We start from the raw sequence: 23718 nt of genomic DNA, 5'->3' as shown, positions 1-23718 counted from the left end.
GACGCCTCACTTAACCTTCTGGTAGATGGTTTTGCCTACCAGTTTAAACCGGTCGGTGAGCTTGTTGATCGATTCCGAGTGGCCGATAAACAGGTAGGCGTAAGGGCGTAGCAGCTCAGCCATGCGCGATAGCAGTCGTGCTTGTGTTTGCTGATCGAAGTAGATCATCACGTTGCGACAGAATATGAAGTCGAGAGGGCCATCAATCGGCCAGTCCGCCATTAGATTAACCTGCTGAAAATCGATGTGGCGACGCAGCTCAGGTTTGATTTTAACTTTGCCAGCTTGAGAACCGCTCCCTTTAAGGAACCACCGGTGCAACTGACGCTCGGGTACTGCATTGAGTCGCTCGCGCATATAAACACCGGCAGAGCCGTGCGCCAGAACATCTGAGTCGATATCGGTTGCGTGTATACGCCAGTCCATCGCGGGTAGGTTCGCGTAGGCTTCGGCGAGTGTCATTGCCAACGAATAGGTCTCCTCTCCGAGCGAGCAGCCGGCGGACCAACTTCGCGTTGTGCGTCGACCACTCTGACGAATCTGCGGCACTATATGATCGCGCACGAACTCGAAGTGGTGAGCTTCACGGAAGAAGGCCGTCAGATTGGTGGTCAGCGCATTCACAAACTGATTGAACTCAGCCGGATGCGAATCCAGGTAGCTCAGGTAGGCGTCAAAGCCATCGAGCTTCAGATCTCGCACACGCCGCACTAAACGGTTGTAGGCCATGCTCTCTTTGTGATCAGAGAGCACAATTCCGCAGTGCTCGTATAACTTATCCCTTACCCAGATAAACTGCTTACGACTGAACTTAAACTCGCGCTGCTCGCCGGTACGGGAGCCGGAGTCCCGGTCCGGAGTCTCATAGGAGACTCCAGAGCGGTTATCTGGGTGGGTTTGAGGTGAAGTGCTCAGAACTCATCCCACTCTTCGTTGCTGCCGTCCGGTTCCACTAGCTTAGGTGTAGCGCTAGCCGTTTTCTTGGGGGCAGGGTTTTTGGGTGCATCAGCCTTCGCAGCCGCTGGTGCTTTTACGGGAGCAGGTGCCGTTTGAGCGGCGAGGGCACGCAGACGGTCGCGTTTCTCAACGCCCGAAGCGGCAGTGGTGCCAACGTCACCTGATACGCGGAAGCGGTTCACCAGCTCCTGCAGCTGCGCAGCTTGCTCTTCCATGGACGCTGAGGCGGCGGCCACCTCATCGACCAGGGCAGCGTTTTGCTGTGTACCCTCATCCATCTGGGTCACCGCAGTATTGACCTGTTCAATACCGATGGCCTGTTCACGGCTAGCACCGGCGATCTCAGAAATAATGCTCGATACATTATTGATCGCATCCATGATGGCTTTGAGGGCATCACCCGACTCATTCACCAGTTTGCTACCGTCATCAACCTTAGCGACGCTGTCGTTGATGAGCTCTTTGATCTCTTTGGCTGCGCTAGCTGAACGCTGTGCCAGGCTACGCACTTCAGATGCAACCACGGCGAAGCCCCGGCCTTGTTCACCGGCTCGCGCTGCCTCTACGGCGGCGTTCAGGGCGAGGAGGTTGGTCTGGAAGGCAATCTCGTCGATCACGCTAATGATCTCAGCGATTTTGCTTGAACTGCTGCTTATGTCATCCATGGAGGCGACAACGCGGTTAGATATCTCACCGCCACGTTCCGCCAATTCACGCGCATCAGATGCCAGTTTGCGCGCCTCTTCAGAGTTATCGGCATTCTGGCGTACGGTTGAGGTCATCTCTTCCATACTTGCTGCGGTCTCCTCGAGGCTGGCCGCTTGAGCTTCGGTACGCTGGCTCAGAGTCGTGTTACCACTGGAGATCTCGGAGGAGGCGGTCGCAATGCTTGAACCTGCACCACGGATCTCGCCAACCATGTTGTTGAGGTTGGTGATTGAGCGATCGAGTGAGTCGTTTAGTTTGGCAAAGTCACCATGGAAATTTCCGCTCATTTTCTCAGTGAGATCACCCTCCGCGAGCGAATTAAGGACACGCTGTACTTCGCGCAGCGGTACGACCACGGCATCAAGCATCTGGTTTACACCGGTTGCGATATTTTTCATGAAACCGCTATAGATACTGGTATCTAGACGCTGATCTAGCTCGCCCATTGAGGCTTTCTGAATCAGCTCTTCAACCTGGCGTTCAGCAGTCAGTTGGTCAGTAACATCGTTCCACTCAACAACAGTACCTAAGCGCGTTCCTTTATCATCCATTACAGGGTTCGCGATCAGATCAAATGAGCGAATACCCACTTTAATCTGGCCCCGGAAGGTTGACTTGAGACCTTCCAGCATACGGCGCTGATGCTCGGGTTTTTTGTGGAAAATATCGATGTTTGAGCCAACGATACGGTCTGCATCGAAGTTCGGAAGCTGCTCTTTGATATCGTCCTGGGCTTTTTTCATCATGCCCAATACAGCCTCGTTACAGTAAATGATATTGCCGTCAGCATCACCCATCATGACGTTAGAGCTAACATTATCCAGTGCCTGCTTAATACGCTGGGACGCACGGTTCTGCTCCTTGGCGTCGTTAACTTCAAATCCAAGTTTAACGGCTAACATCTTGATTGATCTATATATTTCCCCCATCTCTCCTGAGCGTTCTATGTCGATGGGCTCTAGATAGTGCCCTTCGGAAATGTCTCTCATGTAAGTTTGAGCCTGTTTAACCGGTGCAACAACTTCAGTTTGGAAGAGTCGATAGGTGAAAATGCTCAGTAGCACAAAACCTACAACAGGGCCGATTTCAAGTGCCCAGCCACCGATACCAGCAGCAACCAATATACCTGTGATCGCGATAGCGGCGAGTGCGGCAACACCGATCGATTGAGCAAGCTTTTTGTTCAGCGTTTTGGCAACAACAGCAGAGACGGGCGGCAGTTTCGCCTCTTTTTTCTTCAACTGAGCATAGAGTTTAGATGCAGCATCAATCTCATCTTGTGAAGGCCGGGTACGAACGGACATGTATTCGACAATTTCGCCGTTACTAAAGACCGGTGTTACATTTGCCTTAACCCAGTAGTAGTCACCGTTTTTACAGCGGTTTTTTACCAGTTTGTTCCAGGGGCGCCCCATCTTTAAGGTATCCCATAGGTCCTTGAAGGCCTCTACGGGCATATCCGGGTGTCTTACAATATTGTGGTTTTGCCCGACGAGTTCGGCTTCAGTAAAGCCAGCCACCTCGGCAAAATCTGGGTTGGTGTAGGTGATAATACCTTTGAGGTTGGTTTTGGTAACCAGCTCCTGATCTTTGCGGAGCTTAATCTCAACGTCAGTACAGGGTTCGTTAATTTTCATTTTAACTTCCTCCGCTAGTGGGGCTCACTGCCGCTTTCCGATTGGAAGTCGACAGCCAATTCATCAGAATTCATCAGTTCGTCAATATCGAGTAACACAATCATCCGTTCATTCTGCGCCACTAATCCGGTTATAAAGCGGGCATTTATAGCGGCGCCCACTCTCGGTGCAGGTTGTATCGTTTCAATATCCAGTGTGTAAGTTTCGGCAACGGCATCGACAATGATGCCCATCACACGCTCGGTTTTGCCGCTATCGACCTTCACCACAATAACCACTGTCGTGGGACCGTAATCGACCTCCTTGAGGCCAAATTTACATCGCAGGTCGACGACGGGAATGATGGCGCCACGCAGATTGAGTACGCCCCGCAGGTAGTCCGGCATATCCGGCACCCGCGTGACTGGCGTCCAGCCGCGTAGCTCTTGTACACGGAGAATATCGACTCCGTACTCTTCATCGTCCAAAAGGAAGCTCAGATACTGGCGCTGCCCGGAGCTTGCCAGCCCATGATTAGTGCCCGTAGCTTCGAGTGTTTGTGCTTCGGAGTTCATACTTGCCTCCAGGTTGTTAATTCGGCTTAGTGAGTCGAAAGGGACGAAAATATCTCGTCCGCCAAAAGTTGCTGGTTATGGCTGCGCTTATCAATGCCGGCGATATCCAGAATCAGGGCAACGCTGCCATCGCCCAAAATCGTTGCACCAGAGAGACCTTCAACACGCTTGAAGTTCACCTCTAGGCTCTTAATTACCACCTGCTGCTGTCCCAAGAGTTCATCCACTTTCAGTGCTAGTTTCGCTCCACCATGTTCGACAATAGCGACGAGGTTCGTCACGGAATCGGGGCTGTCTGGGAGGTTGAATAGGTTTTTAAGGTTAATCAGAGAAATGTACTCGTCACGGTAATGCAGCAGTCGGCGCTCACCGGCGATTGCGCTCATTGTTTTCTCTGAGGCCTGGATGGTTTCGACAATCGATACCAGTGGAATAATGTAGGTGTCGCCACCGAGGCGTACAAGCTGGCCGTCCATAATGGCCAAGGTCAATGGAAGCGATACGGTAATCGTTGCACCGACCCCCGCTTGAGATTTGACCGCAACATGACCGCCGAGTGATTCAATATTACGACGAACTACATCCATGCCTACCCCGCGGCCGGAAAGGTCGCTGACCTGATCGGCGGTAGAGAAGCCAGGTTGGAATATTAGGTCGTGAATCTCATCATCGGAAAGTGATTGCTCTTCATTGATCAAACCACTGCTAAGCGCTTTAGAACGGATTTTTTCAGTGTTTAGCCCTCGACCATCGTCGATAATCTCGATAATGACATTGCCGCCCTGGTGATAAGCCTTCAGCAGCAGTGTTCCGGTCTCATATTTGCCGTTAGCGAGGCGTTCAGCAGGAGTCTCTAGACCGTGATCGAGAGAGTTGCGAACTAGATGTACCATGGGGTCCCCTAGTTTCTCCATCACCGTTTTATCAATCTCTGTCTGTTCGCCGCTCATTTTAAGTTCGACCTTTTTGCCGAGCTTCGAGCTGACATCGTGGACGAGGCGAGGGAAGCGATTGAAGACAAAACTAATTGGCAGCATGCGAACGCGCATGACGTCCTGTTGTAGGTCGCGTGTGTTGCGTTCGAGCTGAGTCAAACCCTCTTGCAGTCGTTCCGCGAGTGCGCCCACATGCTCATCATCGGCAATCTCTGCGCCGACCTGACCTAGCATCGCTTGGGTAATAACGAGCTCGCCGACACGATTAATTAGCGCATCGATCTTATTGGTCTCAACGCGAATAGAGCTCGCTTCTGTACTGGCAGGTTTGGCCTTTTTGCTCTCTGATGCGGAGCCTGTAGCGTCTGGTTTTGTCTGAGCATTTTTGGGGTTTGGCTTAGTTGACTTGGCGTTGTTTTGCGTTTGCGGTGAAGTAGCCACAGGCCTATCAACGGTAATCTGTACCTCTGCGCTAGTTTCGACCCATTCAAACAACTCTTTAACTTCGGTTTCGTTTGCGTGTGTATCAAGTTTAAGTTGCCAGTTAAGATAGAGCTTTTCTGGATCGAGGTCTGAGAATTTCGGGAGGCCCTTGATCTCAAGCTGAGTCTCTAAAGCCCCCATCTGACTCAGTGCGTCAAAGATAAAGTAAGGATCATTGCCTGTGTGCAGCAGTTCAGGATCAGGGATAAAGTTAATTGTGTACGTGCCGGCCTGACTCGGTGTGTCGGTTTCATCCACAACTTCGATACTCAGATCGCAATCATCAACCACCCACTCAAAGATCTCAGTGATTTCAGCACGAGGCTGCTCAGAGCGCAGGCGCAAAGCCCAAGAGAGATAACAGTTCTCTGGATCTAGCTCAGCCAATGGGGGTACATGCGATGTCAATAGATTGGCTTCAATGGTGCCAAGGTCACTTAAAGCGCTAAACATCGCTTCCGGGCGGTGACCTTGTATGAGAAGGTCGGCATTGGGGATAAACTGTATCTCCCAAAGCTTGTCGCCAGACTCATCGTTCTTTGCATTCTCGCTTGCAGCAGCTGTTACTTCCTGCCCCATACAGGCTTTGAGGCGCGAATGTACCTTATCTATTTGAGCTTGATCGACGGGATCGCCACCTTGAGAAGCCGCAAGGAGAGCTCGGATGCAGTCCACTGACTCAAGTAGCAGGTTGACGATATCCGGAGATATTTCCATCTCGTCGCTGCGTAAGGCGTCTAGAATGGTCTCGACGATATGAGTGAAATTCGCCACCTCATCAAGGCCAAAAGTACCAGCCCCTCCCTTAATAGAGTGAGCGGCTCGGAATATGGTGTTGATGGTTTCTACGTCGGTGGAGTCAAGATCAAGCAGACTCGACTCCATCACGTCCAGCCCCTCGTAACTCTCTTCGAGGAAGGCTGCTACAAACTGGCTAAGATCTACACTCATAGCACACCTACTTGATCACACGTTTAATCGTGCTGATCAGTTTCTCGGGGTTAAATGGTTTTACCAACCATCCCGTTGCACCTGCGTCCTTACCTTTCTGTTTCATCGCATCCGAGCTTTCGGTGGTTAGCATCAATATTGGCGTGAACTTGTAGGCGGGTAACTTGCGCAGTTCACCGCAAAGAGTAATGCCATCCATATTGGGCATATTGACGTCTGAGAGTACGAGGGAGATTCCTCCCGAATTGGCTTTCCCCAGGGCATCCTTTCCGTCCTCGGCCTCGATAACGTCGTAACCCTCCTCTTTAAGAGTGAAAGCGACCATGTTGCGCACTGAAGTTGAATCGTCCACGACTAGAATTGTTGCCATTACTGACTCCTAGAGACTGTTAGGCTGCTTTAGGCAGCGCTAGTGCTTCGCTCATCCCGAGAATTGAGGCAGTCTGGATCAATACCTCTGACGGAGACTGCCACTCGGCTTTGACTGACTGGGTGTTAAATTCGTTAACCAGCGCTAAAAGCAATTGCATTCCCGCTGTGTCGATCTCCTCGACCGCGCTTGCATCTATCTGCACTGAAGCTTCAATTTCGGTGATGCGTTCGCTCAGGTCTTTGTGATCTGCGGCGACGCTCTGGATCGTAAGCGAGGCTGGTAAGGTAATACTGCTCATACATCCACCGTTTTTAAGGTTGTTGTCATAAAGGTTTATGCAACAAACCCAGAGTGCGCAACTTAGACCCCCAGAAAACGGATTTTCGTTTTGAGTCGCTTCTGTCGCATGACTCACATCTGTTATCGTAAGAAATGCACTTAATGTACAAGTGTCATCCTTCGCCTGATCCAAATGCATAGGTGTCGCATTTGCGGCTAATAGCAGACAGTGCTTTTGTAATTAATCGCTGAACACCTATAGAAATTATTTATCTAAATTCTGTTGTTGTTCTTTGTTTTGCGCCTAGGCTGATTAGTGAAGCGTAGGAGGTCACCATGCGACTAATTCGTGCGATCTATGCAAGTCATAAAAGCGAGGGGCTCTCGGTACAGGATATTGAGAGTATTCTTTCAGATAGCCGCTCCAACAATGCTCGTGCTGAGATTACGGGAGTGCTCTGTTTTAGCCATGAGCACTTTTTACAGTGCTTGGAGGGGGACAGAGCCGCGGTAAACGAGCTCTATAACCGCATAACTAGAGACCAACGTCACATCGATCCTTTTATGATCGATTATGCTGAAATTGAAGAGCGAGCCTTTTCTCACTGGGCTATGGGGTTTGTACCGGACACTCAGATCTCACGCGAGTTGATTCTGCGTTTCAGTGGTTCGGGACGGTTTGATCCAACAAAGATGAGTGCTGCTTCGGCGTTGGGCTTTCTCAAAGCGCTAACCCATACCATCTCTTAGTCCATCATAGTCTGGCAAAGGGGGGGGACGGGCAGGCTAAACTGGCTCAATGCATGGAAACCTCGCTCGTCCTACAGTCGCCTTCTTAGTCCCAGCTGATTGGGAGGAGATGCATGCTGCCCAAGCATACAAACAGGGTATCTTGGGTCCATTGCAGTCGGCTATCACACAAGCCGGTTATTACCTCGATCTGTGTCGTTTAAGCGAGAGCGGTCAGGCTCAAGACATCGAGGAGTTTGAAACTTACCTAAACCGCCAGCGACCGGTTGGCTTTATTGTGGGTCGGGTGCTGGAACAGGATCCAGTCGTCGACTTGCTGCGCCAAGAGCGGATACCTTTCGTACTCTTCGGCCACAACAGTCAAAGTGATGACGTTGATTGGATTGATGTCGATAACGAGGCCGCTTTCTGGCTGTCGACCCGAAAGTGCATCGATGCTGGACACCGCGAAATTGCCCTGCTAAATGGTCCAGAGCCTTACTCATATGCGCGTCAACGTGAGCTCGGCTATCGCAAAGCTCTGCGGCAGTCAGGTATTCAACTTGATACTGAGCTTATCCTTAACGGCGAGCCAACGTTCGCTATGGGTAGTGTGATGGCGAGTTATCTACTGCGTTCTATGCAGCGCCCGACTGCTCTTGTCTGTGCTACGGATGAGCTGGCGCTGGGAGCAATGTCTGCGTGTACTGATTTGGGGTTAAGAGTTGGCAGAGATATCTCGGTCGTTGGCTACGGTGACACGGAGCAAGCTAGAAAAAGTACCCCGCGTCTTGCCACTCTGATTTTTAGCCTCCGTGGCATCTCACAGCAGTTGGCTGATTCGCTGCTGAGTCAGCTAGAACCTCAGCGATTTAATCGAGTTAACAGCATCTGCGTCAACCGAAGAGCCCTGATCTGGTTACGAAGGCGCGCAACCTAGCCGTTGTGCAGTCGAGAGTGCATCGGGAGTCAATAGCGGCAGTTGAGGGTTGGCTGGCGACGCAACTTACAGATCAGTCAAGTGTGACTGAACTACCCAAACTGAGTCTCAAAAAGCTACGCATGGCGCTGCAGCGCTATGATCCTGTGGCAGCAGAAAAGTGCTTAATGGTTGATGTTGAGGGGGTATCCGACTCTGTGATGGCCGAACTGCGTGATGCCGTATCTCAGTTCGACTTTAAACGAGCACTTAAGTTGGTCGAGTCTGAACAGCGCCTTGCAGATGCCGCTAGCTCAGACACCTAGCTGGTGTTACGGTTGTTGCCTGATTCCGCTCGGTTGTTAAAATAGCCGTTAGTTATAGTTCTAAAAATTTTGGAGATAAGGATGTCGGGTTTGCTTCCTGATGTAGATCCTCAGGGTCTACTCGAATTTTCGGTGGTCTACACGGACCGATCACTCAATCATATGTCGGGTGCTTTTCAGCAGGTCATGCGAGATCTTTCCACCCAGCTAAAATCGGTCTATCACGCTTACTCTGTAGCGATTGTTCCCGGTAGCGGTACCTTCGGTATGGAGGCTGTAGCGCGTCAGTTCGCGACGGGTAAAAAAGTGCTAGTGATCCGCAACGGTTGGTTTAGCTACCGTTGGACACAGATCTTTGAAATGGGTCAGATCCCACGCGAGGAGCTGGTTTGTAAGGCACAATTTGCATCTGATGAACCTGAGTCACAGCTCGCTCCAATGGCTATCGAAGAGGTGGTAGAGACGATCCGTCACGAGCGTCCCGAGGTCGTTTTTGCACCTCATGTAGAGACCTCTGCCGGTATGATTTTGCCGGACGCTTACATCAAAGCAGTGGCCGATGCGGCGCATGAAGTGGGAGCGCTCTTTGTCCTGGACTGTATCGCGTCCGGCACTATCTGGGTGGATATGCAGGCGTGCGGTGTTGACCTTCTGGTGAGCGCTCCACAGAAAGGCTGGAGTGGTTCGCCCTGCTGTGGCTTGGTCATGATGAGCGAGGCTGCGCGTGAGCGTCTAGATGAGACTACAAGCACCAGTTTTGCTGCAGATCTGAAGAAGTGGACGCAGATCATGGAGACCTACGAATCAGGGGCACATGCCTATCATGCAACCATGCCGACCGACGGTCTGCGTCAGCTGCGTGATGTGATGGCAGAAGCTCAGAACTACGGCTTCGATAAGCTCAAATCGGCTCAGCAGGAGCTGGGTGATCGCGCCCGTAAAATTCTGGCAGACCGCGGCATCAAAAGTCTGGCTGCGGATGGTTTCGGCGCTCCGGGCGTAGTGGTCTCTTATACTCAAGAGGCGGACATCCACAATGGCAGCCGTTTTGCGCAGGCGGGTTTCCAGATCGCTGCGGGCGTGCCACTACAAGTTAATGAACCTGAAGGCTTCAAAACCTTCCGCATCGGATTATTCGGGATCGACAAGCTGATGAACGTCGATCGTACCCTCAATATGCTTGAGGAAGGCCTGGATAAAGTGGGGCTGTAGTTCGTTCTACTAGCCCGCCTGAGAGAGTATTTACAGAGACTCCGTGTACCATCCCTGTAAGCTTCGTGGCGGCATCACTGCCGCCATGACTCTGTGAACACCCCTTATGTGGGCTCATCCAACGAACGACAAGCGTTAGAGTATCCTCTCAAAGAACCAGTAGAGACCTACGAGTGCGATCAGCACACTCAGAGGGATGCGCACCCAGCGCTCCCAGTATTGGGTTTTGCCCAGCCAAATACCCAACAGCAGATACATCAGTGCGATCACTGCCAATTGTCCAAACTCGACGCCAATGTTGAAGGCGATCAGGCTGGAGATGAAAGCCTCTGGATTTAGGCCAATTTCGCCTAGAACACCGGCAAAGCCAAGACCATGCAGTAGACCGAAACCGAAAATCAGCGCGATCCGCCCGCGGCTGAGTTTGTGATGGAATAGGTTCTCTATCGCGACGTAGCTGATTGAGAGGGCGATGAGCGGCTCAACGATTGATGGTGAGACGCTGACGAGTCCCAGCGTCGCCATCGCGAGGGTAATTGTGTGGGCTAGGGTAAAGGCACTGACCTGCCAGAGTAGCGCGCGCCAAGATTGACTCAGCAGATAGATGCCGATTACAAATAGAATGTGATCGAGCCCCAGCGGAATTATGTGTTCAAATCCGATGACTATATAATCCAGAAAGCTTTGGTTCTGGGTGCCTGTCGCATTGAGTTCGACTAGGTCGGATTGCTCACCGGCCATAACATAAAGACCCGCCTTCAGCTCTCCTCCGCTGGTAACACGAAATATAAAGTTACCCAAGGGCTCGGGCCAACTTAGTGCAAGCCCATTGAGCGCCTCATTTAGTTCCGCGCGGTATAGCAGCACGGATTCGCGTGCAATCTCGAGGTCGCTGTTCTCAGTTACATTGACGGACATTAACCTGAAATCAAAGTTCAGCGCTTCACCCTGAGAGCCAGTGAATCTGAGCTCTTTTGAGAGTTCCTCAGCGAAGGAGCGAGCCTCGGTCTCTAGCTGCGCGGCGGGAGTCGCTCTTAACGCGTTGTACTGCTGCGCCAATGGCGAATCATCGGTGTCCTCATGGGTAGAGCCAATCCCAAGCATCAGCGCCTCAAGGTTTGTATCCAGCTGAATTTGCAAAGAGTTATCGCTGGATATTTCAGCATTGATGATGGTTGGTGTAATCTCATGGGCGTGAGAGAACGTAGTGGCAATAAGTGCCAGAAGCGCTGCGAGAGTCATTCTCAGCATTATTTTTCCTTGATGGTGGATATAGATTTGAATTCAACATTGATACGCCGCTGCGCACCCTTTGGGACACTGATACTAGCGTTAAATAGTCTGACTGTCAGCGCTCACGAGTTTTGGCTAGAGCCAGAGCGTTTTGCAGCGCCTGAAGGTACTGCCGTCGGGTTTGAAATTCGTATTGGGCAGTATTTTAGCGGCCGAAATTACCCGTACATTGACCGAGAAACCGAAGCCTTCATAAAACGTACGGATTCCGGTATCGAGCCGATTAAGGCAGTCACCGGCGATAAGCCAGCTGTAACCTTAGAGCTCGAGGGTCGCGCGACCTGGGTGGCCTACACCAGTAACGATTTTAATATTCGCTTTCGCGATACCGAGAAGTTTACCAACTACCTCAAAGATGAGGGGCTTGAGTGGGTGCTTGATTGGTACAAAGAGCAAGGCAAGAGCCTCAAAGATGCTACGGAGTCCTATTATCGTCACGCAAAGGCGTTGAGTTGGAGTGGGCCAGATGAACCTGAGTGGCTGAGTGAGTCGCTAGGTATGCGGATTGAGCTAGTGCCCGATTCGGGCTTCCTGCGCTGCTCAGAGCCGGCGCGTTTTCGTGCACTCTATCAGGGCGAACCGCTTGAGGGACACTTGGTTCGGCGCTTCAGAAAAGGGACCGAAGAGGTCCAGGAATTCAGGGCTGATGCCGATGGATACGTTGAGTTTCCAGCTGGCGAGGGCCCATTTCTACTAAATGTTGTCCACATCGAGGACGCATCAAACCCACGTGCAAAGGGTAAGGATTGGCTAAGCGATTGGGCTTCACTTACTTACACCTGCGCCAACTAACGGAATATTGAGATGTCAGAGACAGTAAAAGCGATTCGTATAGAGTCAAACGGTGGCCCTGAGGTAATGCAGTGGGTCGATGTTGAAGTCAGTGCTCCAGGCCCAGGCGAGGTACTTATTCGCCAGGAGGCGGTTGGCCTAAACTATATAGATGTCTACTTCCGCACGGGTCTTTATCCTCAGGAGATGCCAGGCGCTTTGGGTATGGAGGGCGCGGGTGTAGTTGAGGCTGTAGGTGAGGGGGTAGACCTCGTCGCCGTGGGTGATCGTGTGGCTTATGCCAACCGCCCGCTTGGCGCGTATGCGCAAAAGCGTGTTGTACCACAAGAGATTCTGGTGAAGCTACCGGACGAGATCAGTTTCGAGCAAGCAGCCGGCATGATGCTTCAGGGGCTTACAGTGCAGTATCTGGTGACCGATAGCTACGTGGTCAAACCCGGAGATCAGGTTCTGCTGCACGCTGCAGCAGGCGGTGTAGGTCTGATAGCGGTACAGTGGCTCAAGGCACTTGGTGCGCGCGTAATCGGTACAGTGGGCTCAGCGGAGAAGGCCGCGCTGGCGAAGTCGTACGGCTGTGACGAGTGTATCGTCTACACCGAGGAAGATTTTGTCGCCCGCACGCGTGAACTCACTAATGGCAAAGGTGTAAACGTAGTTTATGACTCCATCGGCAAAGATACTTTTGATGGCTCACTCGACTGCCTAGCACCGCGTGGGACGATGGTGAGCTTCGGTAACGCGACGGGCCCTGTCGAGCCGCTCAATATTGCTACCCTAGCCGCTAAAGGATCTCTTAAAGTCACGCGCCCAACGCTCTTTGCCTACGTTACCGAGCGTCCGTTGCTCGAGAGCATGTGTGAGGATCTATTTAGCCGTGTATTGAGCGGAGAGGTGAAGATAGAAGTGAATCAGACCTATGCTTTGGCTGATGTCGCTCAAGCGCACACCGACCTTGAGTCACGCAAGACGACTGGATCCACGGTGCTCCTGCCTTACTAAGCGCTAACAACCGCGGCTAGGGTGCCTCGCCACTCTCTGCCACTCTCTGGTTGAGTAGTCTCAGCTCAAATGCAGCGTTCGCGTGGCGAGCGCTGCAATGTCCTCATCCTGATGGGTAATCAACACTAGGGTTTTACCCTCAGCCTCGATCTGTTCCCGGCTGAACTCGAGCGCCAATGCGCGAGTCTCTGTATCCAGTTCGGCGAAGGGTTCATCAAGGATAATCAGTGGTTCCGGCCGTAACAGCGTTCTGATTAACCCGACGCGTTGTCGCTGACCACCCGAAAGCTGCCCCGGCAGCTTACTCAACTGGTCACTAATACCGAGGCGCTCAACCGCTGATCCCAACTTTGCCACTCCTGTCTCGCTTAAGCCTAGCTTGAGGTTGCGTTCAACACTGAGGTGCTCGAATAGATTGTCCTCTTGAAACAGCATGCTGATTGGGCGCTGATGGGGCTCCAGGGTCAGTAGATCTTGATTGTGCCAACAAGCGGTGCCGTTCGCGGGCTGGATAAATCCGGCCAGGCAGAGCAGTAGCGTGCTCTTGCCGACGCCGCTCGGACCTTTAATAGCCAGACGCTCGCCCGTTTCAACTGTGAAGCTGTAACTGCGTTGCCAGTCAGGATAGACGATGTTGAGCTGATCGACGTTTAGAGCCAAGGTGGTTTATCTCGCTTGAGTTGTTCGGTTGCGCTCGAGTAGAAGCAGAAGCGCGACAGATACTAACAGCAATAGGCTGGCAGCTATAGCAGCCTCCTCCAGCCGGTAACTACCCGCATAACGATAAATCAGCCAGGGTAGTGTAGGTTCGTCGTAGCGCCCGAAGAGAGCAAAGACGGAGACATCTCCCAATGCCAACAACAACCCGAGTGCAAACGCGGATAGCAAGGCAGACTGTAGGTGGCTGATATAGATTCGTGCGCGCTGGAATAGGCTTAAGTTTAGGTTGCTGATAAGGCGGTGGTACTGCTGCTGATAGTTGATGGCCGTTGGGCGCAACTGGGTGATGAGGAAGGGCAAAATCAACAGGGCGTTAAGGAGAATCAGCCAAATGAAACTCCATTGTCCTAAGCTGCCCAGGCTCAAAAGCCAGATGTAGATTCCGGTGGAGAGGACCATCGCAGGAGCAACAAGATGGTGAGTCGATAGCCAAGCGAGCAGTGGGTTAGGTTGCAGTGGCAGGATCAGCAGACAGAGCAGCAGCGCAACCAGCGTAGCCCCCAACCCGATGACGAGAGAGCGCAGCAAAGCATCTCCCAGTTCAGTTAGATTCATGCTCAGTAACTTAGAGAGATCCAACGAGCTAGTCAGTGCCAATATCGGGGCGAGGAGTAGTAGCCAACCTAACGAGTAAGCAGACCTTCGTAAGATGCGTTCACTCAGAGATCCGCGAGGTTGCCAACGCTCGGTCGTCCTAGATGAGCCTAGCCAGTTGACCTTGGCAAGGAGGGCAGACAAGGCAAATAGCGCCCCGGCAATCGCAAATTGCATCCACGCCAGAGTCAACGCCTCACTGAGGTTGAATTGGTACTTCAAAGCTTGATAGATCGCGAGCTCAAAGGTGGTCGATGCCGGTCCACCTCCGAGAGCAAGAACGACGGCGAAACTATTGAAGCAGAGGATAAATATCAGCCCCGCCAGAGCTAGTAGCGCTGGGCGAATCTGCGGCCACTCCAGAATAGCGAAACGCTGGATGCGCGAGAGTTTAAGCTGCGCGCTCAGTCGCTCGACGCTGTCGGGCATCGCTTGATAGCGCTGCAGAAGTATTCGAGTGGCGAGTGGAAAGTTTAAATAGACATGCGCGATGAGGATGCCGGACAGGCCAAAGAGTTTCCAATCTTCCGGTAATAGCGGTCGTACGCTGCCTTGCGGTCCAAACAGCAGCATAATGCTGGTGATCACCACAAGGGTCGGCATGACAAATGCGAGCAGGCAGAGCTGCTGAAAAAGGCGCAACCCCCTTGGTCGCAGTTGATACAGCCAGCGGGCCAGCGGCCAAGCAATCACCAGCGAGAGGGTGGTGGACAGAAGGGCTTGCCAGAGCGAGAAGCGAAGGATGCGTAGCGTATAGCTGTCGCCAACTATGGTTAGATCAAAGCGGGCATCATCGAAGCCGGCGAGCCCGCGAAAGGCGAGAATTGTGACTCCGATCAAACTCAATAGAGCGGCACCGCCGCTCAGTAACACGGATGATCGAAGCCTCGTCATGACTAGTTAGAGGCGGCGTCGCGCCACTCATTGATCCAGGCCTTGCGGTTGGCTGCGATCTCAGCCGGTGAGAAGCCAAGGGTTTTTGGGGTAACCAGGTTGTTGAAGATCTCAGGCAGCTCAACGCCATCAATGACGGGGAGCATCCAGTTGGTTACAGGGATAATCGCCTGGGCTTGCGGACTAATCAGGAACTGTAGAAACTCGTTCGCCAGTTCTGCCTGATCGGTGTAGGCGCTGATGCCTGCAACTTCGACCTGAGCGATGTGGCCTTCACTAAAAGCCGCTGCTTTGTAGTGATCTACACCCTCAGCGACGACATGGTAAGCCGGTGACGTGGTGTAACTTAGAACATAATCTGCACCGCCTTCAAGGAAGAGGCTGTAGGCCTCCCACCAACCTTTAGTCACAGTTTCGGTGTTGTCGGCAATGTCGCGCCACGCCTGCGCACTCTGGTCGCCGTAGGCGGCGTTCACCCAGAGCATCATGCCCTGGCCCGGGGTGCTGGTGCGCGGGTCCTGATAGATCAGACTGGCATCTGAAGCGATAAGTTCTTCCAGAGAAGCTGCCGGCGTGGAAATCTTGCGGCTGTCGTAGATGAAAGCAAAATGGCCGTAGTCGAAGGGCACAAATTCTGCGCTGTTCCATTCGAGTTCACTCTTCAGCGCTGAGGTATTAACCTGATGCGCCTGCACTAAGCCCAGTTCACTCGCCTCCTGGATCAGCCCCAAGTCTAGGCCGAGAAATACATCAGCCTCCGTTGCCGACTTCTCAATGCGAGCGCGGTTGAGTATGGAGACGCCATCCTCTGCTGCGATAAAGTTCAGTACACAAGCGCATTGAGCTTCAAAGGCGCTCTTAAGCTGCGGACCTGGGCCCCACTCTGAAACGAAAGAGTCATAGGTGTATACGTTTAAAGTTGGGGTAGCAGCAGAAACATTGAAAACAGAAAAGGTTGAAGCAAGCAGTGCGGTCGCAATAGCAGCCGATCTCATGTCTAATATCCTTATAGGCGAGGCCAAAGTTAGTGAACGTGGCAAGCGGTTTTAAACAATTTTTTACTAATAGCTGTACGGTCTAATGATACCGACTGATCAAAACATTGTCATGCCGCTCAAAGCGCGGAATGCACTCGACAGGCACTTCGGTGAGACTCTCAATTGGCAGTTGATATTGAGCGAGGGTACACGTCATCCGCTGTTCCAAGCTGAGTTCGCTTCGCGGCACTGGATCGCTCGGGTAGAGCCCGATACTCAGACCGCTCCTGGGGTTGATCCTTGGCGAGAACAAAGAGTACTTCGGGCTCTTTACGCAAATGAATGGGCGATCTCTGCCGAGCTGATAATGCCAGATTTGGGCTTGCTGCTGATGCCGTTCGCAGGGAGGCTAATTGCTCGAGATGAGTTGAGCGCGGCACAGGTAGATGAGATATGCTGCGCGGTCCAGCAGATGCATAGAATATCAGATGTACCTCTGCTAGATTACGCGGCGCTTTTTATGCGTTATCGAGACGCGTTCAGTCGAAGTCTACCAGGTATGGGTCAGCTCGTGGATGAGACTGAGGCCCTGTTGGCGACGCTGCCTGATATCGGTGAGTGTCTGGTCCACCATGATCTGCACACCGGCAACATGCTCTGGGATCGTCACTTAACCCTGATAGATTGGGAGTATGCGGGTTTGGGTAACCCTTGGTTAGATTACGCGACGCTCGAGCGCGATGTTGGTCTAACCCTCCGCCAGCTCCAAAGTTTTGAACGTCTCAGCGCATTTGAACCCCAAGAGATGGAGCACTGGCTAGCTTGCGCGATTCAAGTAATCGACCAGCTAGAGACGCTCTGGCAACACTTCAATCAGCTGCAAATTGAGCAGCCAGAAAACTAGAGAGAGAAAATGTCTGCAACTCAAACATTGATTCAACAGCTTAGTGAGGCTCCTGCAACCGTTGAGTTCGATCAAGTGATGACGGTCATTGCTGCCGAGTATAAGCACCAGCCCTCAGCCTTCACCAACGGATCTCAAAAGAACAGCGCTGAACAGAATCAGGGCTCCTGCAAAATATTGGGCTTTGCACGCCTCAACGGTCTAACCGAACAGCAGACTTTGCACTGCTTCGGTAAATACTACCGCGAAGATGTATTGCAGAATCGCGAGGGCAGCGACCACGGTAATATCCGCGCCTTTATGCAGACCGGTTGGAGTGGTGTTGATCTACCGCAAGACGCTCTGGTTGCAATCGACTAAGCTAGGGGTAGGCAGTAGCTCTTTAACTTAGACTACTGTTACTTCATCAATCGCTTAGAGGTCGGCTGTGAAGCACCCGAAACTGCTGATAATCGAGGATGAGCCCGCAAACCAGAAGCTGCTGGAACGCCTGCTGCGTGATAGTTACAAGCTTGAACCCTGCACGACTGCTGAGGCGGGCTGGGAGTTACTGGATCAACAGTCGGATATTGATCTGTTGCTGCTCGACCTAAATCTGCCTTCTATGAACGGGTTCGAGCTACTCGAGCGAATTCGATCGCAGCACCGTTTTGATCGTCTACCCATTATCATCCTGACGGGCTTGACCGACGACAAGGAGGAGGCGCGTGGCCTGCAGTTAGGTGCCAGCGACTATATCCACAAGCCTTTCAGACCCGAAGCGGTCAAAGTGCGAATAGCGAATCAACTGCAATTATCCGCACAGCAGCGGCAGCTTGAGGAACTGGCGGTTAAGGACCATCTGACGGGGCTCTATAATCGGCGTGGATTCGACGATATCTTTCGTCGCGAACTCGCACGGGCTAATCGATCGGGCGTGCCACTCTCGTTGGCGATGTTAGATGTTGACCACTTCAAACGCTACAACGACCACTACGGCCACCCTGAAGGTGACAAGGCACTGCAATTCGTTGGCCGTCATCTCAATGCTGTTGCTCGGCGAGCTGCAGACCTCTGTGCACGCATCGGAGGCGAGGAGTTCCTCCTGCTCTGGCCTGAGACGCCCGCCAAGGGCGCTCAGCACCAGGCTGAGAAGCTCCGCCGAGCCATCGAGCAGGATGCGCTGCCACATGCAGAAAGCAGCGTTAGTGATTCACTAACGGTCTCGATTGGCGGAATCACCCTAGAGGCAGGCGACTACGATGCTGAGCGAGCGCTACAGAGGGTCGACGATGCGCTCTATGAAGCTAAACGCGACGGGCGAAATCGTGTGGTGTGGAGGGCGAAGAGCGAGTAGGGGACCTAGTAACGCCCCAGTCCCCCAGTCCCCCAGTCCTCCAGTCCTCTGGTCTCTTAGTGCCCTAGTCCCCCAGCCATTTCAATCGGTAAAGATCTTTTCGCATATCTTTACCGTTGGTCACTGAACCCTCTAAACGTACATCGTTTAACAGATCGAGATTGAGGTCAGCGATCAGCGCCATCTCTGTATTAGGTGTACTTACCGCCATGGTGGCGTCATGCGGGAAAGCGAAGTCTGACGGAGAGTAGACGGCCGACTGGGCATACTGGATGTCAACGTTTTGCACCTGCGGCAGGTTACCCACCGAGCCGCCAATGGCAACGTAGATTTCATTCTCAATAGCGCGTGCCTGAGCACAGCGCTGCACTCGTAGAAAACCGTTCTTGGTATCGGTCCAGAAGGGTACAAAGAGAATATCGATTCCCTGTTCCCGCAGTAGGCGAGGCAACTCCGGAAATTCAACGTCGTAACAGATCAAAACACCGACGCGGCCGGCGTCGGTATCAAAAGCTCGCAGTGATCTACCACCAGTGATCACCCAATCCCGCTGTTCGTGGGGTGTAATGTGTATTTTTGGCTGCACCTCATGCGAGCCATCACGCCTGAAGAGGTAGGCGTTGTTGTAGAGCACATTACCCTCAAGCACTGGAATACTACCGGCGATGATATTGATGTTGTAGGCGATCGCGAACGCCTGGATAGCATCAATTGTCTGCTGCGCGAAGCTCGCCAAAAAGCGTATGGCTTCGTACTGATTCTTCTGGTCACCCATACTCATTAGCGGCGCGTTAAAGAACTCAGGGAAGAGTACAAAGTCAGCGGTATAGTCGGCCATTGAGTCGACAAAATACTCCACTTGTTCGAGCCACTCTTCAAAGCTCTTCGTCGAGCGCATCTGCCACTGAATAATACTGACGCGCACATTCTTTTTGACGAACTTCTCAGCCTCGAGAATCTCAGGTTCGTAAACGATATTGCTCCACTCCAGCAGGGTCGCAAAGCCGCGTGAGCGTTCATCCTCGGGTAAATAGTTGCGCAGAATACGTAGCACCTGAAAGTCGTTGGCGAGCTGAAAACTGAGGATAGGATCGTGAGCTTCTCGCTGCTTTACTGCCCGGATGTACTGCTCGGGGGTCATCTCATCGGAGTACTTGTGGTAGTTAGTAATTCGCCCGCCGGCTATGATCGAGCGTAAATTAAGCTGCACGCAGATCTCTTTACGGGCATCGTAAAGGCGTCGGCCCAACCGGTAGTCACGATAGTCTGGGTGTACAAATAGATCTAAACCGTAGAGTGCATCTCCGTCGGCGTTATGTCGGAAGGTTTCGCGTCGCCCGAGTAGGTCTTCATAAGTGTGTTGGCGGGTAAACCGTGCGTGTTTACAACGCACCGCTAACGCAGCTGCGACCAGTTGCCCCTTATCCTCAATGGTGATTTGCCCCTCAGGAAACTCGTGAATTAAGCGCTTCAGTGATTCACGCGGCCAGGAGCCGCCAATATCGTCGTAAACTCTGTCCATCAGCGCTTCGAGTTGAGGAATATCTTCCTCGGTTAGGTTGCGCAGTTTAAGCATCACTTCTTGGGGTTTATCACTACTCATAGGGGAGTTCCATCTGGCGGGTACTAGTTAACAATATAGCGCTTAGCGGGCAAGATGCGTAAACTTTATCTCTCTTCTTAATCGTTTTACTTGAGCCGTTATTTGTTATGCAGTCACCCGATCTACTCTACCCAGAGCTCTTTATTGCCGTGCAGAGCTCGCAGCTATTTGCAGACTCGAAGACATTTGTTGATCTAGAGCCGCAAGCCTCAGCTGATTTGATCAACCGTGATTACGCACAAAGCTCCAGCGAGCCTGACTTTGATCTAAAGGCCTTTCTTGACCGTTATTTCAAATCGGAAGCAGTGCCCTCGGTCCTGGCTCAGTCGGGATCCACCGCGGCAGAGCATATTGCGCAGCTCTGGCCTGCTTTGACACGCCAGCCTGAGGCCCTAGGCCCTTATTCAAGCCGTATAAACCTGCCACACCCCTACGTGGTTCCAGGCGGGCGTTTCAATGAGATCTACTATTGGGATAGCTATTTCACTCAGTTGGGACTGTTAGCGGATGGAAGGCAAGCTTTAGTAGATTCAATGGTGGCAAACTTCGCTGCACTGATTGAGAGAGTCGGCTTTATACCCAACGGTAATCGCTCTTACTTTACAACGCGTTCACAGCCCCCTTTCTTCGCGTTGATGTTGGATTTGATTGATGAAGAGAGTGCACAGAAGTACCTGCCACAGTTGAGGGCTGAGTACCTGTTTTGGATGGATGGGTCGCAACAGCTCAGTGCTGGTCAGGCGCAGCGTCGAGTCGCAGTCTATCCAGAAGGGGTTCTGAATCGTTACTGGGATGACGCAGCCACGCCACGACCTGAGTCTTACATTGAGGATGTAGAGCTGGCTGAGGCGTCCGAGCGCGAGGCCACTGACCTTTATCGTGATCTGCGTGCCGGTGCTGAATCGGGCTGGGATTTTTCGTCGCGCTGGTTTGCGGGGGAGGGGCTGGCATCGATCCGCACAACTCAGATCCTACCGGTTGATCTGAATGCGCTACTCTATCTACTTGAGTCCAAACTCTCCCAGATGGAGGTCGAGCCGAGCGATAAGATACGCTATCAAGCGGCGGCGGCAGCGCGAGCCGATCTTATTCGTAGCTACTTTTTCAGTGACTCTTTAGGCTACTTCACGGACCTAAATCTGCGCGATCTGAGCCAGCGTGAGCACCTGAGTATGGCGACACTCTTCCCACTCTTTGCGCGAATCGCCACTTTTGAACAGGCTCAGTGTGTTGCGACAACTATCGAGGCGAGGTTGCTCCGCAGTGCGGGATGGGTGACGACTGAGTGCGACTCGGGGCAGCAGTGGGATGCACCCAACGGCTGGGCTCCGCTGCAGTGGATCGCCTTTGTTGGCCTGAAAAACTATGGGTTCGATGAGTTAGCAGAACGGGGGGCTAGGGCCTGGCTGAGCGTCAATGACCGTATTTTCAGCAGCTATGGAAAAATGATCGAAAAGTACGATGTAGAGACGCCTGGAAAGTTAGCCGGTGGCGGCGAGTATACCGTACAGGACGGTTTTGGTTGGAGTAATGGCGTCTACCAAGCATTGCGTCAACAGCTTGCAAAGAAACCGAGTGAGTAGAGTTTAAGCCTCAGCCTCATCTGAAAGCGGGCTATAAACGGCCACACCGCCGTGTTCACCATCACGCTTGACACTGTACATCGCACGATCGGCGAACAGCGTAATCAGATCGGGATCACTCGTGTGTTCTGGGCAGAGGGCTATACCAACGCTCGCTGTAAGCGATACACGCGCACCGGCCTCATCAAGGTCTATCGGCTCTTCAATCGTTGTTAAGAGTGCTCGAGCTAGGCTTTGCGCCTCAATATCACTGCCGAGTCCATCGGCAAGCAGCAAAAATTCATCACCGCCAAGGCGCGATATCATATCGCTTTGGCGGCTCCGCGATTTAAGCCGGGCACTGATTTTAGCTAAAACGGTGTCACCGGCTGCATGGCCATAGTTATCATTGATAGATTTGAATCCATCAAGGTCAAACAGCATTACAGCAAAGCTGCGTTGTTCCCTATGGCTCGCGGCACACCAGCGCTCAAGAGTTGTGTTGACGGAGCGGCGATTGGGAAGGCCGGTGAGTTCGTCAATAAGCGCCTGCTCTTGCAGTTTGCGCTGGTATTCGTGCAGCTCCGTGGTCTCTTCGAGTAGCAAGATCTCAGGGTGATCCTGATACTCAGTGACGCGAACATTGAAGTAGCGGATCTCTCCCGCTTTTCCAAGTGCGAACTCCTTGTGCGTGTGCGGGTGACGACTTAAGTGTGCCAGAGCCGCCTCTCGCAGTTCGCCAACGGGCATGTTAAGTTGATTTGCCCAATGTGAGATACGCTGATTGTGATGCCAGCGTCGACCACTCTCATCGCTCCAAAATATACCGGTTGGCACTGTATCGGAGAGCGAGGCGAAGCGGTGTAGAAGATTTCGTTGGCCGCGGACAAACCAGAGATAACCGATCGTGGCTGCCAAAAGTGCTAGCGCTATCGCTGACAGAATGGCGAGCTCTTTGGCAAAACCCGCGTATATCGGTTGCGGCTCGTTTACATAGCGCACCCCAGCCAATTTGCGCTGGTCAAGACCGAAGCGCTCGAGGGCCGTGTAATCAACCACCGACTGGGATGCGAAACGACGCAGAATCTGTCCTGTTGGAGGCTGAGGCAGGGGGCTCCAGGTCGCTGTATCGAGCGAAACCTCTTTGAAGGCATAGGTCTGTATGGCCTCTACCAGAGCCTGAGCCTGGTCGGCTGGACTAGAGACAGAGCCGCCCAAGCAGCCCTGGGCGATAAAGTTGGCGTACATACAGAGCGTAGGGACAGGGCTGAGCGCAGCGAACTCAGTCAAGTATCGAATAGGCGGTACCATAGGGGTACCCTCGCCATCGGCGAATAATAATTGAAAAAAGAGGAGGTCGCCCTCTCCGAGTGAGCTAATTGTCTGACGCATCTGCTCCAAACTCTTCTCGCCCAGACGTACCAGTTCAATGCCGGCAAGCTGACCGTCAAGTTCCGAGACGGTAAGATCCTCGTTGTAATCATCCCCGACTAGGTAGAGTCGTTTTAGCTCGGGATAGTGGTGGCGGGCGATGCGAAGAGTCTCTCTAAAATTGGGACGAATAAGCAGTGAGTACTCATGCGCTTGCAGAGCTGTCAGTTCACCGCGGTCATTGGAAAATATGATTGGGGTATCCCCGAACTGACTGCTTAAACGCTCGCGATAGAACTCAAAGGCTTTCGGGTCTAGGGCGACGATCAGGTCGACCTGACCTGCATAGGTCGCCGAAATAACGTCAACGAGGAGCTGTTTGTGGGATTCAGGTTGGGGCCGATAGATATCCAGCGACTGGGCGTGAACAACTACACCCGGTATCTGAGCTTCAAGTTGATCGCGTAGATCCTGTTTAATTCGCCGCGGAAATGGAAGCCCATCAACGTAACCGCTAAGCACAAGAATTCGACCCTCAGCCAAGGCTGAGGGAGCGGTGAGGGTAAAACTGAGCAGAAGAAGAGTAATAAGCGTGCGTAGCATGATCCGG

At 52.5% G+C, this 23718-nt stretch carries 22 protein-coding genes; 10 read left to right on the top strand and 12 right to left on the bottom strand.

The window, feature by feature from the left end:
* Nucleotides 1-6: 6 nt before the first annotated feature.
* From AC1WNR_RS07785 to AC1WNR_RS07760, 6 genes are all read right to left on the bottom strand, one after another.
* Nucleotides 7-792, bottom strand: a complete 786-nt coding sequence (locus AC1WNR_RS07785; RefSeq protein ID WP_481645376.1) for a CheR family methyltransferase — start codon at nucleotides 790-792, stop codon at nucleotides 7-9.
* Between the two features lie 119 nt (nucleotides 793-911).
* Complete coding sequence (locus AC1WNR_RS07780; protein WP_481643947.1) at nucleotides 912-3302, bottom strand: methyl-accepting chemotaxis protein; 2391 nt, start codon at nucleotides 3300-3302, stop codon at nucleotides 912-914.
* A gap of 14 nt (nucleotides 3303-3316) precedes the next feature.
* Entirely contained in the window at nucleotides 3317-3856 is a 540-nt protein-coding gene (locus AC1WNR_RS07775) for a chemotaxis protein CheW (protein WP_481643946.1), read from the bottom strand.
* Between the two features lie 26 nt (nucleotides 3857-3882).
* Nucleotides 3883-6225 carry a chemotaxis protein CheA gene (locus AC1WNR_RS07770; RefSeq protein WP_481643945.1) on the bottom strand — a complete coding sequence of 781 codons (2343 nt, stop codon included), beginning with the start codon at nucleotides 6223-6225 and terminating at the stop codon, nucleotides 3883-3885.
* Between the two features lie 7 nt (nucleotides 6226-6232).
* Nucleotides 6233-6595 carry a response regulator gene (locus tag AC1WNR_RS07765; RefSeq protein WP_481643944.1) on the bottom strand — a complete coding sequence of 121 codons (363 nt, stop codon included), beginning with the start codon at nucleotides 6593-6595 and terminating at the stop codon, nucleotides 6233-6235.
* Between the two features lie 19 nt (nucleotides 6596-6614).
* Nucleotides 6615-6896: an STAS domain-containing protein gene (locus tag AC1WNR_RS07760; RefSeq protein ID WP_481643943.1), complete on the bottom strand. Its 282-nt coding sequence runs from the start codon at nucleotides 6894-6896 to the stop codon at nucleotides 6615-6617.
* A 317-nt stretch (nucleotides 6897-7213) separates the two neighbouring features.
* On the opposite strand from AC1WNR_RS07760, the gene AC1WNR_RS07755 reads away from it, so the two are divergent.
* The 4 genes from AC1WNR_RS07755 to AC1WNR_RS07740 all read left to right on the top strand — a co-directional run bounded on the left by AC1WNR_RS07755 (nucleotide 7214) and on the right by AC1WNR_RS07740 (nucleotide 10063).
* Nucleotides 7214-7627: a BLUF domain-containing protein gene (locus AC1WNR_RS07755; protein WP_481643942.1), complete on the top strand. Its 414-nt coding sequence runs from the start codon at nucleotides 7214-7216 to the stop codon at nucleotides 7625-7627.
* 109 nt (nucleotides 7628-7736) lie between these two features.
* Nucleotides 7737-8546, top strand: a complete 810-nt coding sequence (locus AC1WNR_RS07750) for a substrate-binding domain-containing protein (protein WP_481643941.1) — start codon at nucleotides 7737-7739, stop codon at nucleotides 8544-8546.
* 83 nt (nucleotides 8547-8629) lie between these two features.
* Nucleotides 8630-8851: a hypothetical protein gene (locus AC1WNR_RS07745; protein WP_481643940.1), complete on the top strand. Its 222-nt coding sequence runs from the start codon at nucleotides 8630-8632 to the stop codon at nucleotides 8849-8851.
* Nucleotides 8852-8932: 81 nt separating this feature from the next.
* Entirely contained in the window at nucleotides 8933-10063 is a 1131-nt protein-coding gene (locus AC1WNR_RS07740) for an aminotransferase class V-fold PLP-dependent enzyme (protein ID WP_481643939.1), read from the top strand.
* A 135-nt stretch (nucleotides 10064-10198) separates the two neighbouring features.
* On the opposite strand, the gene AC1WNR_RS07735 is transcribed toward AC1WNR_RS07740, so the two are convergent.
* Entirely contained in the window at nucleotides 10199-11314 is a 1116-nt protein-coding gene (locus tag AC1WNR_RS07735; RefSeq protein ID WP_481643938.1) for a HupE/UreJ family protein, read from the bottom strand.
* Nucleotides 11315-11341: 27 nt separating this feature from the next.
* Here AC1WNR_RS07735 and AC1WNR_RS07730 point away from each other — a divergent pair, with 27 nt between their 5' ends.
* The gene (locus AC1WNR_RS07730) at nucleotides 11342-12148 is read left to right on the top strand and encodes a DUF4198 domain-containing protein (protein ID WP_481643937.1); all 807 of its coding nucleotides are present in this window, start codon (nucleotides 11342-11344) and stop codon (nucleotides 12146-12148) included.
* 12 nt (nucleotides 12149-12160) lie between these two features.
* On the top strand, nucleotides 12161-13147 hold the full coding sequence (locus AC1WNR_RS07725) for a quinone oxidoreductase family protein (protein WP_481643936.1): 987 nt from the start codon (nucleotides 12161-12163) through the stop codon (nucleotides 13145-13147).
* A 60-nt stretch (nucleotides 13148-13207) separates the two neighbouring features.
* Here the strand turns inward: AC1WNR_RS07725 and AC1WNR_RS07720 are convergent, their stop codons facing one another.
* Genes AC1WNR_RS07720 through thiB form a run of 3 tightly spaced genes read right to left on the bottom strand, consistent with a single transcriptional unit; the run spans nucleotide 13208 to nucleotide 16350 of the window.
* Nucleotides 13208-13807, bottom strand: coding sequence for an ATP-binding cassette domain-containing protein (locus AC1WNR_RS07720; RefSeq protein WP_481643935.1), 600 nt, complete (start codon nucleotides 13805-13807; stop codon nucleotides 13208-13210).
* A 6-nt stretch (nucleotides 13808-13813) separates the two neighbouring features.
* The gene (locus AC1WNR_RS07715; protein WP_481643934.1) at nucleotides 13814-15307 is read right to left on the bottom strand and encodes an ABC transporter permease subunit; all 1494 of its coding nucleotides are present in this window, start codon (nucleotides 15305-15307) and stop codon (nucleotides 13814-13816) included.
* A 50-nt stretch (nucleotides 15308-15357) separates the two neighbouring features.
* Entirely contained in the window at nucleotides 15358-16350 is a 993-nt protein-coding gene (gene thiB / locus AC1WNR_RS07710) for a thiamine ABC transporter substrate binding subunit (RefSeq protein WP_481643933.1), read from the bottom strand.
* Between the two features lie 85 nt (nucleotides 16351-16435).
* Here thiB and AC1WNR_RS07705 point away from each other — a divergent pair, with 85 nt between their 5' ends.
* The 3 genes from AC1WNR_RS07705 to AC1WNR_RS07695 all read left to right on the top strand — a co-directional run bounded on the left by AC1WNR_RS07705 (nucleotide 16436) and on the right by AC1WNR_RS07695 (nucleotide 18572).
* Nucleotides 16436-17236 (top strand): phosphotransferase, encoded by an 801-nt coding sequence (locus AC1WNR_RS07705; protein ID WP_481643932.1) that lies wholly within the window; start codon nucleotides 16436-16438, stop codon nucleotides 17234-17236.
* Between the two features lie 9 nt (nucleotides 17237-17245).
* Complete coding sequence (locus tag AC1WNR_RS07700) at nucleotides 17246-17596, top strand: HopJ type III effector protein (RefSeq protein ID WP_481643931.1); 351 nt, start codon at nucleotides 17246-17248, stop codon at nucleotides 17594-17596.
* Nucleotides 17597-17663: 67 nt separating this feature from the next.
* Nucleotides 17664-18572, top strand: a complete 909-nt coding sequence (locus tag AC1WNR_RS07695) for a GGDEF domain-containing response regulator (RefSeq protein ID WP_481643930.1) — start codon at nucleotides 17664-17666, stop codon at nucleotides 18570-18572.
* A 64-nt stretch (nucleotides 18573-18636) separates the two neighbouring features.
* Here the strand turns inward: AC1WNR_RS07695 and AC1WNR_RS07690 are convergent, their stop codons facing one another.
* Nucleotides 18637-20175 (bottom strand): GNAT family N-acetyltransferase, encoded by a 1539-nt coding sequence (locus AC1WNR_RS07690; protein WP_481643929.1) that lies wholly within the window; start codon nucleotides 20173-20175, stop codon nucleotides 18637-18639.
* 107 nt (nucleotides 20176-20282) lie between these two features.
* Here AC1WNR_RS07690 and treF point away from each other — a divergent pair, with 107 nt between their 5' ends.
* Nucleotides 20283-21758: an alpha,alpha-trehalase TreF gene (gene treF, locus AC1WNR_RS07685; RefSeq protein ID WP_481643928.1), complete on the top strand. Its 1476-nt coding sequence runs from the start codon at nucleotides 20283-20285 to the stop codon at nucleotides 21756-21758.
* A 3-nt stretch (nucleotides 21759-21761) separates the two neighbouring features.
* Here treF and AC1WNR_RS07680 read toward each other — a convergent pair whose 3' ends face one another.
* On the bottom strand, nucleotides 21762-23711 hold the full coding sequence (locus AC1WNR_RS07680) for a diguanylate cyclase domain-containing protein (protein ID WP_481643927.1): 1950 nt from the start codon (nucleotides 23709-23711) through the stop codon (nucleotides 21762-21764).
* Nucleotides 23712-23718 lie beyond the last annotated feature (7 nt).

This window comes from Marinobacterium marisflavi (assembly GCF_982447095.1).
Note: the sequence above shows the minus strand (reverse complement) of the source record. Positions and strands in the feature narration are given on the sequence as shown.

Coding starts and splice junctions, on each gene's coding strand:
- AC1WNR_RS07780 (WP_481643947.1), bottom strand. CDS start 3,302: ATGAAAATTAACGAACCCTGTACTGACGTTGAGATTAAGCTCCGCAAA.
- AC1WNR_RS07775 (WP_481643946.1), bottom strand. CDS start 3,856: ATGAACTCCGAAGCACAAACACTCGAAGCTACGGGCACTAATCATGGG.
- AC1WNR_RS07770 (WP_481643945.1), bottom strand. CDS start 6,225: ATGAGTGTAGATCTTAGCCAGTTTGTAGCAGCCTTCCTCGAAGAGAGT.
- AC1WNR_RS07765 (WP_481643944.1), bottom strand. CDS start 6,595: ATGGCAACAATTCTAGTCGTGGACGATTCAACTTCAGTGCGCAACATG.
- AC1WNR_RS07760 (WP_481643943.1), bottom strand. CDS start 6,896: ATGAGCAGTATTACCTTACCAGCCTCGCTTACGATCCAGAGCGTCGCC.
- AC1WNR_RS07755 (WP_481643942.1), top strand. CDS start 7,214: ATGCGACTAATTCGTGCGATCTATGCAAGTCATAAAAGCGAGGGGCTC.
- AC1WNR_RS07750 (WP_481643941.1), top strand. CDS start 7,737: ATGCATGCTGCCCAAGCATACAAACAGGGTATCTTGGGTCCATTGCAG.
- AC1WNR_RS07740 (WP_481643939.1), top strand. CDS start 8,933: ATGTCGGGTTTGCTTCCTGATGTAGATCCTCAGGGTCTACTCGAATTT.
- AC1WNR_RS07735 (WP_481643938.1), bottom strand. CDS start 11,314: ATGCTGAGAATGACTCTCGCAGCGCTTCTGGCACTTATTGCCACTACG.
- AC1WNR_RS07725 (WP_481643936.1), top strand. CDS start 12,161: ATGTCAGAGACAGTAAAAGCGATTCGTATAGAGTCAAACGGTGGCCCT.
- thiB (WP_481643933.1), bottom strand. CDS start 16,350: ATGAGATCGGCTGCTATTGCGACCGCACTGCTTGCTTCAACCTTTTCT.
- AC1WNR_RS07705 (WP_481643932.1), top strand. CDS start 16,436: ATGATACCGACTGATCAAAACATTGTCATGCCGCTCAAAGCGCGGAAT.
- AC1WNR_RS07700 (WP_481643931.1), top strand. CDS start 17,246: ATGTCTGCAACTCAAACATTGATTCAACAGCTTAGTGAGGCTCCTGCA.
- AC1WNR_RS07690 (WP_481643929.1), bottom strand. CDS start 20,175: ATGAGTAGTGATAAACCCCAAGAAGTGATGCTTAAACTGCGCAACCTA.
- treF (WP_481643928.1), top strand. CDS start 20,283: ATGCAGTCACCCGATCTACTCTACCCAGAGCTCTTTATTGCCGTGCAG.
- AC1WNR_RS07680 (WP_481643927.1), bottom strand. CDS start 23,711: ATGCTACGCACGCTTATTACTCTTCTTCTGCTCAGTTTTACCCTCACC.